Source organism: Brevibacterium salitolerans, from assembly GCF_039531405.1.
In the GTDB taxonomy this organism is placed as follows: domain Bacteria; phylum Actinomycetota; class Actinomycetes; order Actinomycetales; family Brevibacteriaceae; genus Brevibacterium; species Brevibacterium salitolerans.
The window spans coordinates 245,734-258,831 of record NZ_BAAAPZ010000019.1 but is presented as its reverse complement, the minus strand read 5'-3'; the positions used below and the strand labels follow the sequence as shown (position 1 = coordinate 258,831).

Here is a 13,098-nt window from a genome sequence, read left to right as displayed (position 1 = left end):
GAGAACGCGCCGCGGATCAGCCGATCTGGCGTGAGGCGCCCTCCCAGTGCGGAGCGCGCAGCGCCTTCTTGTCGATCTTCCCGAAGGGTGTCTGCGGCAGCGCGTCCGCGAACTCGACGGTCTTGGGGCGGGCGTAGCGGGCGAGGCCGTCGCGGGAGTGGGCGAGGAGAGCCTCTGCGGTGAGCGGTGACGCGCCCGTCACCGGTGCCGAGGCAGTGGGCGATCCAGTGTCCTCCGGCAGCTCCCGCGGCACGACGACGGCGTGGACGGCCTCGCCCCAGTCCGGATGCGGCACCCCGATGACCGCCGCCTGGGCGACCTGCGGATGGGCGGAGAGGACGTCCTCGACCTCACGCGAGTACACGTTGAAGCCGCCGGAGATGATCATGTCGTTCCGGCGGTCCTTGAGGTAGACGTAGCCGGCGTCGTCCATGACGCCCATGTCCCCGGTCCGCACCCAGCCGTCCCAGAACTTCTCCGCGGTGGCCTCGGGGTTCCCGATGTACTCCGTGAGCGCGAAGGGCGTCCGCACCGTGATCTCGCCCAGCTCGCCGCGGGGCACCTCGGCACCCGAGTCGTCGGTGACCCTCACCTCCGTGAACAGCGAGGGGTTGCCGCAGGAGGCCAGCAGCTCCGGGCGGGCGGGATCGTGATCGAGCTTGGACAGCCGGGTGCAGAACTGCGGCGCCTCCGTCTGCCCGTACAGCTGGACGAACACCTGCCCCAGCAGCCGCAGCCCGTGGGCAAGGCGAGCAGGCGACATGGGCGCGGCACCGTAGACCACCGTGCGCAGGGAGAGCACGGCGCGTCCCGCCTCCGGGGTGCCGTCCGGGGACTGTGCGTCCAGGAGGTCCAGCACGCGGTAGATCATGGTCGGGACCATGAACGTCCACGTGATCGCCTCCTCGCGCAGCAGGTCCACGGAGCGCTGGGCGTCGAACTCCTCCAGGATCCGCACGTGCGCGCCCCGGCCTATCCCAGCCGCAGCGAGCGCCCCGCCCGAATGCGCCAGCGGCGTCATCACCAGCATGCGCTCCCCGGCGCTGATCTCCGCCTCCACCATCTGGATGTAGAGCGCCGCCGCCGCGGAGCGCGCGGTGTGGGCGACGGCCTTGGGCCGCCCCGTGGTCCCGCCCGTGAAGAAGATGCCGGAGCGCGCATCCGGATCCACGACGTGCTCCGTGCGGTCCGGCTCCGCCTCCTCCCCAGGCATCTCCGCGAGCGGCACCGCCCCCGGGATGCTCCTGCCCTGCGGGTCAGACAGCTGTACGAGCACCGGACCGCCCTCGGCCGGGAGATGGGGGAGAAGCGCCGTCCCGAGGTCGTAGTCCGTGAGCAGGACCTTCGCCTCCGCGTACTGCAGCTGATAGGCGACGGTCTCCAGCGCCGACATGAAGTTGGCCGGCGTGCGGACCATGCCCAGGCGTGCGATCGCGGACTCGCCCACGATCCACTCGGCGCGATTGGCCGCGAAGATGCCCACCACGTCCCCGGACACCAGGCCGAGCCCGCGCAGCTGGCGCATGACCGCATCGGACCACACCCAGAGGTCGCGGTAGGTGAAGGAGCGCGCATCCTCCTGCACGGCCGGCAGTGCGCTGTGCACCCGGAAGGAGTGCTCGTAGATCTCTGCGGGTGTGGTGAACATGGGTTCCTCTCCGTCGACGGATTCGTGCACGGGGCAGCTCAGATCAGCTCAGGCCGGCCCACGTGCTCTGCTCAGCTCGGGCGGTGCTCCAGCAGGGTGCGCTCCATGAGCGCGTCCGCCAGGGGCGTGAAGTCCGTCTCCGGGTCGTACCAGTCGTGGAACTCCGCGAAGTCGCCCTGGTCCGTGTATCCCAGCTCCTCGAGCTTCCCGGTCCAGAACTCCGCGGTCTCGTCGACGCGGCTGAGCACCTCGTCCCCGAGTACACCGGAGTCCGCCACCTCCTGCATCCGGGCCTCGTTGGCCTCCGCGATCCGGTCCTGCAGGTCGTCCGCGAGGGGCTCCACCGTCACACCCTTCTCACTGGCCTCCTCGAGGGCGATCGCCTGCGAGCCGATCGACGTCTCCATCCCGCCCTGGAACGCCGCGGTGGAGGCGTCGAAGAGGATCTGCTGGTAGGCGAGCGGCAGGTTCTGCACCCCGGAGCCCTGCAGGATCGCCCCGGAGACCCGGGGGAACTGCGTGGTGGTGGGGTAGCCCAGGTTGCCCGCGACCTCGAAGAAGCCGCCCTGCGAGACATCGGAGAGCACGGCCAGGGTGCAGTCCACCGTGCCGCGCTGCAGCGCCTCGTAGGCCTCGACCCCGGCGATCGAGACCGGTGAGGCACCCAGCTCTCCCACCAGTTCGTTCTGCGGCTGTGAGCCCACGCGCACCTGCAGGCCGCTCCAGTCCTCGTCCTCCGTGGACGGTTCGGTGCAGACGGAGTAGTAGGCGCTCGTGGCGGAGACGGGGGTGAACGGGGTGAGCCCGAGCTCCTCGTACTCGCTCAGCACCTCCGGCGACTGCCAGGCGAGATCGTAGGCGAGCAGATTCGCGAGCAGATCCCCTTCGAACGGCGAGGCGGCCTGCCCCACCAGCAGATCGTTGACCGCGTTCACCGCCGGGAAGCGGTCCGGTTCGTAGGTCGGCAGGGTGAACGCCATGTCGACGCGGCCGTCCGCGAGAGCGTCGTGCAGCTCCGCATAGGGCGCGATCGACTGGTTGAAGGCGAGCTCGACGGTGAGCTTGCCGCCCGAGGCCTCCTCGACGGCCTCCTTGTACGCCACGCCCATGGGCGCCTGAGGCGATTCCAGCGAGGTCGCGGGGATCTGGTAGGTGACGGACGCGGGTTCGAGGTCCGCGATCGCCGCCTCCACGGCTGCGGCCTCGGCACCGTACTCGTAGCCGTCGCCGGCCTCGCCGCCTCCGCCCCCGCCGCTGCCGGCCGAGCCCGCGCAGGCACTCAGCAGCAGCGCGCTCACCACGGACGCGCTGAGAGATGTGATCCTGGAAACAGTGGTCATGAGTCCTCCTCCTTGAGGCCCAGTGCCCGCAGCCACAGCAGGGTGAGCTGCTCCGCGAACCGCTCGGCGCCCTCCTCGCTGTCGTACTGCGGATCGCCAGGGTTGACGTAGACGTGGTAGCAGTGCCGGCTCACCATGAGGCCCAGCGAGCGCGCGGTGAAGTCCGGGTCGACGGATCCCGGCACGCGGCCGTCGGCCTGCATCGCCCGGATGGTCTCCGCGTTGCGGCGGAAGAACGCCTCGCCGCGGCGCAGACGGTTCGCCTCGATGCGCTCGTCGTAGTGCCGGGCCTCCTCGAGGATCTTGTTGAGGCCGCGATTGGCGCGGAACGCGCGCACGTACTCGAGATTGCCCGCGCGGATCCTCTCCACCGGCTCGCCCTCGTCCACCGGCCGGGAGTGGGCCGGCACCACCGACTGGGCGTAGGCGTCCTCGATGAGCGCCGCCAGCAGCTCCTCGCGGTTCGTGAAGTACGTGTAGAGCGTGCCCGAGGCCACACCCGCCTCCTCCGTCACCTCCGCCAGGGTGGTGCCGAGGAAGCCCCGCCGCTCGAACACCCGCTGCGCGGCGCGGATGAGCCGGGTGCGGGTGCGCATCCCCTTCGCGCCGAGCTCGTCCGGGTCCTTGCGCTGCTTCACGGTGCCGCCTGTGCGGGCACGTGCGCCAGCAGCTCGCGCTTGAGGATCTTGCCGGAGGGGCCCTTGGGCAGCTCGTCGACGAACTCGATGATCCGGGGGATCTTGTAGGCGGCGAGGTTCTCCCGGGTGAAGCGCTCCACGGTCTCCGCGGACAGTGCCGCACCGGCGGCGTCCGCGGTGCGCGTGAGCACAGCGGTCACCTGCTGGCCGTACTTCTCGTCCGGCGTGCCCACCACGGCGGCCTCGCGCACGCCGGGGATCTCGTAGAGCACCTCCTCCACCTCCCGCGGGTACACGTTGTAGCCGCCGTGGAGGATGAGGTCCTTGAGGCGGTCGACGATGAACAGGTAGCCGTCGGCGTCCATCCGCCCCAGGTCTCCGGTGCGGAACCAGCCGTCCTCGCTCAGCACCTCCGCCGTGGCCTCGGGGCGGTTCCAGTAGCCCTTCATGACGACGGGCCCGCGGATGCAGACCTCCCCGACCTCTCCGGCGGGCACCGGCTGCCCGTCGTGGTCGATCACGCGGACCTCCAGGTCGCCCACGGGGCGCCCCACACTGCCCACCTTGCGCTCGCCGTCGAGCGGGTTGAAGGTGCCCAGGGCCGTGGTCTCGGTGAGTCCGTAGCCCTCGACGACGGGGGCGGCGAAGCGGTCCTCGAAGCGCCGCACGACCTCCCCGGCGATGGCCGCGCCCCCGGAGCTCACCGCGCGCAGGGCCGGCGCCGTCCCCTCGGGTGCGCTCGCCAGCACGGACATCCACATCGTGGGCACGCCGGAGATCACCGTGATGGCGTCCGCGGCCAGCGCGTGGACGAACTGCTGCGGGTCCCAGCGCGGGAAGAGTGTGACGGGCCGGCCCGCGGACAGCGCCGGCAGTGCGACCGCGGCCAGTCCGAACACGTGGAACAGGGGCAGGCCGGTGGCCCAGTTGTCCGCGTCCGTGGCGTCGATGAGGCCCTTCACCGTCTCCGCCGCCGCGGTGAGGTTGCCGAGGGTGAGCATGGCCCCCTTGGGGCGGCCGGTGGTCCCCGAGGTGTACAGCAGCGCGGAGAGGTCGTCCGGTTCCCGTCCGACGATCTCGATGGCGGCAGGATCGGGGGAGGGCCGGCCGGGCGAGTCCTGGGCGGGCTCCGCCGGCTCCGGTGCCAGCAGCGGGATCGTGCGGAAGGCCACCCCCGCCTCGGCCGCCGCCTGCTCGCCCGCAGCAGAGACCGCCGGATGCGCCACGACCTGCCGGGCGCCGGAGTCCTCGAGCAGGTAGGCGAGCTCCCGCACCGTGGACAGCGGATTGGCGGCGACGACCACGAGGCCGGCGGCATCGGCGCCCAGGAACTCCACGAGGAACTCCGGCGTGGTGGGGGCGATGAGGACCATCCGCTCGCCGGGAGCCAGGCCCGCGCTGCGGTTGCGATCGCGCGCTGCGCCCACCTCCCGCAGCAGGCGCGACCAGGTCACCTCCACGCGGGACTCGCCCGGGGGAGTGCGGAGCGCGACGGCGTCCGGTCGTGCGGCCGCCCAGGGCACCACCATGGAGGTGAGGGAGGGCGCGGGGGATGTCGATGCCATGATGCTCCTTCGAATCACGGTGGGCCACGTCGGAATGCACTGAACGAACGCTTGGCAAGCGCTTGAATTCGAGACGCTCCTCAACTATAGATAGAGGTGTCCCCGCTCACAAGGACGTGGGCGGCAGCGAGAAGGAGGGGCATGGACGTCACTGGCAGAACGGCCGTCGTCACGGGAGCCGCAGGGGGGATCGGTGCCGCGCTCGCCTCGGCGCTCACGGCCCGAGGGGCCTCGGTCCTGCTCGCGGACATCGATCCGCAGGTCGCGGAGACCGCCGCCGCACTCGGCCAGCACCACTGGACCGGGGACGTCGCGAGCGCCCAGGGCGTCGACGGCCTGCTGTCCGCCGCCCGTGAGGCGCTGGGCGACATCGACCTCTACTTCGCCAACGCGGGCATCACCGGCGCCAGGGGGATCGGCGGGGAGGCGGACTGGGACCGCATCCTCGACGTCAACCTCCGCGCCCACATCCGCGCCGCCGAACGCCTCGTCCCGGAGTGGACGCGCCGCGGCGGGGGATACTTCGTCGCGACGGCCTCGGCCGCCGGCCTCCTCACACAGATCGGGGCCGCCGGCTACTCCGTGACCAAGCACGCCGCACTCGCCTTCGCGGAATGGCTCTCCGTCACGTACGGCGACGAGGGCGTGCGCGTCTCCGTGCTCGCCCCCATGGGCGTGAACACCAAGATCCTCTGGGGCGACGGGACGCAGGAGAAGACGGGGGAGGAACGGGTCTCCCAGCAGGCCGTCGCGGAGGCGGGCACCGTGCTGGAGCCCGCGGACGTGGCGGAGACCGTCATGGCCGCCGTCGAGTCCGAGACGTTCCTGATCCTGCCCCACCCGGAGGTGCTCGACATGTACCGCATGAAGGGCTCCGACTACGACCGATGGCTCAGGGGGATGCGCAGGTACCAGGCGAAGCTGCGCGGCTGAACACCCGATCCGACAGCACACCACGCACGGCCGGGGAGAACGCCGGCACGCACGAGAAGAACTCAGGGAAGAGGGATCACCCATGCTCGAGACGACTGAGCGCGGACGCGAATACCAGGAGCGCCTGCAGGCGTTCATGGACGAACTGGTCTACCCGGCGGAGGCCGTGTACGAGGAGCAGATGGCCGCGGCGCCCACGCCGCACTTCCAGCCCCAGATCCTCGAGGACCTCAAGGCCGAGGCGAAGTCCCGCGGTCTCTGGAACCTGTTCCACCCGCACAAGGAATGGGGTCCGGGGCTCACGAACCTCGAGTACGCCCCGCTGGCGGAGATCATGGGACGCTCCGGCAGCCTGGCCCCGGAGGCCACGAACTGCAATGCCCCGGACACCGGCAACATGGAGGTCCTCACGCTCTTCGGGACGGAGGAGCACAAGGAGAAGTGGCTGAAGCCGCTGCTGAATGGGGAGATCCGCTCCGGCTTCGCGATGACGGAGCCGGCCGTGGCCTCCTCGGACGCGACGAACATCGAGATGACGATGAAGCGCGAGGGCGACGAGTACATCCTCGACGGCCGCAAGTGGTTCACCTCCAACGCGATGCACCCCAACTGCAAGGTGCTCATCGTCATGGGCAAGACGGACCCCAACGAGGCCACGCACCGGCAGCAGTCCATGATGGTCGTCCCCATCGACGCCCCCGGGGTGACGGTGGAGCGCAACCTCCAGGTCTTCGGCTACCACGACCGCGAGGGACACGCCGAGGTGTCCTTCGACCAGGTGCGCGTGCCGGCCAAGGACGTCCTCAAGGGCGAGGGAGAGGGCTTCGCGATCAGCCAGGCGCGCCTGGGGCCCGGCCGCATCCACCACTGCATGCGCTCGATCGGCGTCGCAGAGCGCGCGCTGGAGATGATGGTCAAGCGCGCGGAGTCCCGCGTGACCTTCGGGCAGAAGCTCTCCGAGCGCGCCAACATCCAGGACTGGATCGCGGAGTCGCGCATCGAGATCGACCAGGCCCGCCTGCTCACCATGCACGCGGCGGACATGATGGACAAGCACGGCAACAAGGTCGCGAAGAACGTCATCGCCCAGATCAAGGTCGTCGCACCCAACATGGCGCTCAAGGTCGTCGACCGCGCCATCCAGGTCCACGGCGGCGGCGGCGTCACCCAGGACTTCCGCCTGGCGGAGTCCTGGGCGCACCTGCGCACGCTGCGTCTGGCGGACGGCCCGGACGAGGTGCACAAGCGCGCCATCGCCCGCAACGAACTGAAGAAGTACAGGAAGGACACCGCACGATGAGTGAGAACATCCGCACCGCGATCGTCACCGGAGGGGCGCGCGGGATCGGCGCGGCCATCGCCGAACGCCTCGCGGCCGACGGCCGCCAGGTCGCCGTCATCGACCTCCGCGAGGAGGACACGGCCGAGGTCGTCGAGCGCATCCGCGCGGCCGGGGGCAAGGCCCTGGGCGTGGGCGCCAACATCGCGGACGAGGACCAGGCGAAGGCCGCGGTGGACCGCGTCGCCGCGGAGCTGGGCGCGCCCACGATCCTCGTGAACAACGCCGGCATCATCCGCGACAACATGCTGTTCAAGATGACGAAGGACGACTTCGAGTCCGTCCTCGGCGTGCACCTCACGGGCAACTTCTTCATGACGCGGGCCGTGCAGTCCCACATGGTCGAGGCCAAGTTCGGCCGCATCGTCTCCCTCTCGTCCACCTCCGCCCTGGGCAACCGCGGGCAGACCAACTACTCGGCGGCGAAGGCCGGCATCCAGGGGATGACGAAGACCTACGCGATCGAACTGGGCAAGTTCGGCGTCACCGCCAATGCGATCGCCCCGGGCTTCATCGAGACGGAGATGACGAAGTCCACCGCCGAGCGCGTGGGCGTGCCCTTCGAGGACTTCGTCAAGGGCGCGGTCTCCCAGATCCCCGTGGCGCGCTCCGGCAAGCCCGAGGACATCGCGCACACCGCCTCCTTCCTCACCAGCGAGGGAGCGGGCTTCGTCTCCGGTCAGGTCATCTACGTGGCCGGCGGACCCAAGGCCTGAGCTCGCCGAGCCGGCAGATGAGGAGAATGACATGACCGAAGCAGTCATCGTATCCACCGCACGCACGCCCATCGGCAAGGCGTACCGCGGCGCATTCAACAACACCCAGTCGCAGGAGCTCGCCGGGCACGCCATCCGCCACGCGGTCGAGCGCTCCGGCGTGGACCCGGCGGAGATCGAGGACGTCGTCTTCGGCTCCGCGGTCCAGCAGGGCGCGCAGGGCGGCAACATCGCCCGCCAGGCCGCGCTGCGTGCGGGCCTGCCCACCTCCGTGGCGGGCATGTCCGTGGACCGGCAGTGCGCCTCGGGCCTCATGGCGATCGCCACGGCGGCCAAGCAGATCGTCCACGACGGGATGAAGGTCGCCGTGGGCGGCGGCGTGGAGTCGATCTCGCTCGTGCAGAACGACAAGCAGAACACCTTCCGCGCCAAGGACCCGTGGCTGGAGGAGAACGTCCCGGGCCTGTACCTGCCCATGCTCCACACGGCGGAGATCGTGGCCGAGCGCTACGGCGTGAGCCGTGAGGCGCAGGACGAGTACTCGCTCGAGTCCCAGCGCCGCACCGCCGCCGCACAGGAGGCAGGACGCTTCGACGCGGAGATCATGCCGCTGACCACGACCAAGATCGTCGTGGACAAGGCGACCGGCGAGACGCATGAGGAGCAGGTCACGCTGGAGAAGGACGAGGGCAACCGCCCCTCGACCACGCTGGAGAACCTGGCGGGGCTGAACCCCGTGCTGGCGCCCGGCGTCGCCTCGGCGAACCCCAGCATCACCGCAGGCAATGCCTCGCAGCTCTCCGATGGTGCCTCCGCCTCCGTGCTCATGAGTGCGGAGGAGGCCTCCAAGCGGGGTCTGCAGCCCTTGGGCATCTACAAGGGCATCGCGGTGGCCGGCAACGAGCCGGACGAGATGGGCATCGGCCCGGTCTTCGCCGTTCCGCGCCTGCTCGAGCGCCACGGGCTCACGGTGGACGACATCGGCCTCTGGGAGCTCAACGAGGCCTTCGCCGTGCAAGCGCTCTACTGCCGCGACCGGCTGGGCATCGACCCGGAGAAGTACAACGTGGACGGCGGCGGCATCTCCGTGGGCCACCCCTACGGCATGACGGGAGCCCGCCTCGTGGGCCACGCCCTGCTCGAGGGCAAGCGCCGCGGCGTCAAGCACGTCGTCGTGACGATGTGCGTGGGCGGCGGCATGGGAGCGGCCGGCCTCTTCGAGGTCGTCTGAGAACTCGGAACACGCGCACCTGCCGGTGCGCGCACGTGTGCGGCACCGGGACCCGTTCTCGGTGCCGCACACTGGGCCCGGGGGCGTGAAGGGGCGCCCCGCGGGATCGCCGCGGGTCAGTGCCGATCCGCGAGACGGTGTCAGCGCTGACACCGGGAGGGAGACACTCATGAGCTGGTTCGATGATCGTCCGTGGCTGAAGACCCTGGGCCGCACGGAGCCGGACGCCGTGGAGGAGTCCACGACGCTGCGCGACCTCGCGGCGACGGTCGCGGCGAACGGGGACGTCCGCGCCTACGCCTACTACGGACACGACGTGACCTATGCGGAGCTGGACCGGCAGTCCACAGCCTTCGCAGCCTATCTGCACGAGCAGGGGATCCGCCCCGGCGACTCCGTGGGCATCTACCTGCAGAACAGCCCGCACTTCCTCATCAGCACCTACGGCATCTGGAAGGCCGGGGCGGTGGTCGTCCCGCTCAACCCCATGTACCGCGACGAGCTCGCGCACGTGTTCGCGGATGCGGACGTCAAGGGCCTCGTGGTCTCGAAGGCGCTCTACCTCATGCGGGTGAAGGAGTACACGGAGAACGTGCCCACCGTGGTCCTCGTCGATGACCTGGACTGGGCGGAGAACGGCCCCGAGGCCGTGTTCGGCGCCTTCCGCGATCTGCCGGACGTGCCGCTGCCGGACTTCCGGACCGTCATGGAGGAGCGGCTGGACACGGACTTCACCCCCGTGGAGCCCGCACCCTCGGATCCTGCGCTGATCGGCTACACCTCCGGCACCTCGGGCAGGTCCAAGGGCGCGCTGCTCACGCACGCGACGCTGTCCTCGAACTCCCGCATGGCCACCCGGAACTCCCAGCTGGAACCGGGCACGGGCGTCGTCTCGCTGGCGCCCCTCTTCCACATCACGGGCTTCAACTGTCAGCTGGTGGCGGGCGTGGCGAGCGGCAGCACGCTCATCCTCAACCACCGGTTCGACCCGGGCTCCTTCCTGGACCTGCTCAGGGCGGAGAAGCCGCAGTTCATGGCGGGGCCGGCGACCGTCTACACGGCGATGATGGCCCACCCCACGTTCGGGGCGGACGCGTTCGAGTCATTCACCTCCATCATGTCCGGCGGCGCCCCGCTGCCGGAGGGCCTCGTCAAGCGGTTCGAGGAGAAGACCGGGCAGTACATCGGCCAGGGCTACGGGCTCACGGAGACCTGCGCCCAGTGCGTGACGGTGCCGCGGGGCCTGCGTGCTCCCGTGGACCCGGAGTCCGGGAACCTCTCGACCGGTCTGCCGCAGGCGGATGCGATGGTGCGCGTGCTCGACGACGCCGGTGAGCCCGTGGGGCCGGGCGAGGTGGGCGAGATCTGCGTCTCCGGGCCCATGATCGCCGCGGAGTACATCAACAATCCGACGGCCACGGCAGACTCGCTGCCCAGGGGAGAGCTGCGCACCGGTGACGTGGGGTACATGAATGAGGACGGCTGGGTCTTCATCGTGGACCGCAAGAAGGACATGATCAACGCCTCGGGGTTCAAGGTCTGGCCGCGTGAGGTCGAGGACGTCCTCTACACGCATCCCGCCGTGCAGGAGGGTGCCGTGGTGGGAGTCCCGGACGCGTACCGCGGCGAGACGGTGGTGGCGTATGTGACGCTGCAGCCGGGCGCGGAGGCGACGCAGGAGGACATCATCGCCCACTGCCGCGAGCACCTGGCCAGCTACAAGGCACCGGCGGAGGTGACCATCCTCGAGGAGCTGCCCAAGACCAGCTCCGGCAAGATCCTGCGGCGCACGCTGCGCGACGAGGCGGCGAAGGCGAAGGAGGCGCAGCAGTGACGGCAGGCCCGGACCGCGGTCAGGACGCAGGCCCGGACCGCGGTCAGGACGCAGGCCCGGACCGCGGTCAGGACGCAGGCCCGGACGGCGAGCGGGGGCTGCGCGCGGAGTGGGAGCGGGCCGCTGGCGAGCTCGCCTCGCTGCGGACGCTCTGGCCGGATTCCGTCCCCCGGACCCCGGCGGAGCTGGCCGCAGGTCCCGGTCTCGCCGAGACCGTGCTGCACTGGGCGCGGGAGCGTCCGGACGCCGTCGCGCTCAGCTACTACGGCTGGGAGGCGACGTGGGCGGAGCTCGCCGCGCAGGCCTCGGCGACGGCGGGCTGGCTGGCCGCGCACGGTGTGGCCGCCGGCGACCGCGTGGCGGTGTACATGGGCAACTGTCCGCAGTTCGTCCATGCCTTCTTGGGCATCGCGTGGCTGGGCGGCGTCTACGTGCCGAGCAACCCCATGTACCGGGTCGAGGAGCTGCGGCACCAGCTCGAGGACTCCGGCGCCGTGCACCTCTTCGCCCATCCCCACTCCCGGGACGTGGTCGAGGCCGCGCTGGAGCAGGTGGGGCATTCCGTGCAGGTCACGTGGACGGATCCCGCGGCGGTGTTCGCCGCTCCCGGAGCTCCTGCGCCCGAGGCCGGCCTGCCCATGGAGGTGCCCGCGCCGGAGGCCGCCGGTGACTGGGAGCGAGTGCTGGCGGCCGCGCCCGTGGATCCCGTGCCGGTGGATCCCGACCGGCTGGCGGCCCTGAACTACACGGGCGGGACCACCGGACGGCCCAAGGGCTGCGAGCACACGATCGGGCACATGGCCTACACGGCGGCCTCGGCACTGGCCGGCTCCGGCACCGCCCGCGTGGGCGAGCGGCGCGACGTCACCCTGGGGTTCCTCGCGATGTTCTGGATCGCCGGGCAGAACCTCAGCATTCTGCTGCCGATCTACAGCGGCGGCGAGGTCGCGATCCTCAACCGCTGGCACCCGCGGGTGGCGCTGGAGACGGTGGAGCGGCGCGGGGTCACCCGGATCGTCTCCCCGGCGGACGGCTACGGCGAGCTCCTCGAGCTGCTGGACACCCCGGAGTGCGCGGGCCTGGACCTCAGCTCGCTCGAGCAGTGCCAGGCGGTGTCCTTCGTGCGCAAGCTCGATGTCCCGCTCCGGGAGCAGTGGCGGGAGCGGACGGGCATCACCTTGCGCGAGGCCTCGTTCGGGATGACGGAGACGCACACCTCGGACACCTTCACCCTGGGTCTGCAGGAGGGTGACCGGGACCTGCGGGCTGAGCCCGTGTACTGCGGCTTCCCCGTGCCGGGCACGGAGATCGTGGTGGTGGACCCGGACCTCCGCCCCGTTCCCGTGGGGCAGGAGGGGGAGATCCTCGTGCATTCGCCGTCCGTCATGAGCGGCTACTGGCAGAACCCGCGGGCCACGGCGGAGACCCTGGTCGAGGGCTGGCTGCGCACCGGTGACACGGGGAGGTTCGACGACCAGGGCGCGCTCACCTACCTGGCGCGGACCAAGGAGATGATCAAGGTCAAGGGGATGAGCGTGTTCCCCTCCGAGGTGGAGGCGCTGCTGCGCATGCATCCGGAGATCGCCACAGTGGCGGTGGCCCCGCGTGAGGACGAGGCCAGGGGACAGGTGCCGGTTGCCTTCATCGTCGCCGCCCCTGGGGCGGCGCGGGATCCGGAGGCGCTGCGTGCGTGGGCGAAGGAGAACATGGCCGTGTACAAGATCCCGGAGTTCGTGTGGGTCGGGGAGATGCCCATGACGGCGACGGGCAAGATCCGCAAGACGGTGCTGCTGGAGGAGCTGGCAGCCAACGCCGGTGCCGCCGGTCCGGACACGCACGAGGGGAACTGAGGGA

General features: G+C 70.6%; 10 protein-coding genes. 6 read left to right on the top strand and 4 right to left on the bottom strand.

Going from position 1 to position 13,098, the window contains the following annotated elements:
• Positions 1-16: 16 nt before the first annotated feature.
• From ABD240_RS16670 to ABD240_RS16655, 4 genes are all read right to left on the bottom strand, one after another.
• A complete protein-coding gene (locus ABD240_RS16670) occupies positions 17-1,648 on the bottom strand; it encodes an AMP-binding protein (RefSeq protein ID WP_344338694.1) in 1,632 nt (543 codons plus the stop codon).
• Between the two features lie 71 nt (positions 1,649-1,719).
• Positions 1,720-2,988: a type 2 periplasmic-binding domain-containing protein gene (locus ABD240_RS16665; RefSeq protein ID WP_344338692.1), complete on the bottom strand. Its 1,269-nt coding sequence runs from the start codon at positions 2,986-2,988 to the stop codon at positions 1,720-1,722.
• Positions 2,985-3,626: a TetR/AcrR family transcriptional regulator gene (locus ABD240_RS16660; RefSeq protein ID WP_344338689.1), complete on the bottom strand. Its 642-nt coding sequence runs from the start codon at positions 3,624-3,626 to the stop codon at positions 2,985-2,987. The genes ABD240_RS16665 and ABD240_RS16660 overlap by 4 nt, the downstream gene beginning before the upstream one ends.
• Positions 3,623-5,191 carry an AMP-binding protein gene (locus tag ABD240_RS16655; RefSeq protein ID WP_344338687.1) on the bottom strand — a complete coding sequence of 523 codons (1,569 nt, stop codon included), beginning with the start codon at positions 5,189-5,191 and terminating at the stop codon, positions 3,623-3,625. The genes ABD240_RS16660 and ABD240_RS16655 overlap by 4 nt, the downstream gene beginning before the upstream one ends.
• Before the next feature lie 141 nt (positions 5,192-5,332).
• On the opposite strand from ABD240_RS16655, the gene ABD240_RS16650 reads away from it, so the two are divergent.
• From ABD240_RS16650 to ABD240_RS16625, 6 genes are all read left to right on the top strand, one after another.
• Positions 5,333-6,124 carry an SDR family oxidoreductase gene (locus ABD240_RS16650; protein ID WP_291794460.1) on the top strand — a complete coding sequence of 264 codons (792 nt, stop codon included), beginning with the start codon at positions 5,333-5,335 and terminating at the stop codon, positions 6,122-6,124.
• A gap of 82 nt (positions 6,125-6,206) precedes the next feature.
• The gene (locus tag ABD240_RS16645; RefSeq protein ID WP_291794458.1) at positions 6,207-7,424 is read left to right on the top strand and encodes an acyl-CoA dehydrogenase family protein; all 1,218 of its coding nucleotides are present in this window, start codon (positions 6,207-6,209) and stop codon (positions 7,422-7,424) included.
• On the top strand, positions 7,421-8,179 hold the full coding sequence (gene fabG / locus ABD240_RS16640) for a 3-oxoacyl-ACP reductase FabG (RefSeq protein ID WP_291794456.1): 759 nt from the start codon (positions 7,421-7,423) through the stop codon (positions 8,177-8,179). Before ABD240_RS16645 ends, fabG begins: the two co-directional genes overlap by 4 nt.
• 31 nt (positions 8,180-8,210) lie before the next feature.
• Positions 8,211-9,410, top strand: coding sequence for an acetyl-CoA C-acyltransferase (locus tag ABD240_RS16635; protein WP_344338684.1), 1,200 nt, complete (start codon positions 8,211-8,213; stop codon positions 9,408-9,410).
• A gap of 169 nt (positions 9,411-9,579) precedes the next feature.
• Entirely contained in the window at positions 9,580-11,244 is a 1,665-nt protein-coding gene (locus ABD240_RS16630) for a class I adenylate-forming enzyme family protein (protein WP_344338682.1), read from the top strand.
• The gene (locus ABD240_RS16625) at positions 11,241-13,094 is read left to right on the top strand and encodes an AMP-binding protein (RefSeq protein ID WP_344338680.1); all 1,854 of its coding nucleotides are present in this window, start codon (positions 11,241-11,243) and stop codon (positions 13,092-13,094) included. The genes ABD240_RS16630 and ABD240_RS16625 overlap by 4 nt, the downstream gene beginning before the upstream one ends.
• The last annotated feature ends 4 nt before the right edge of the window (positions 13,095-13,098 follow it).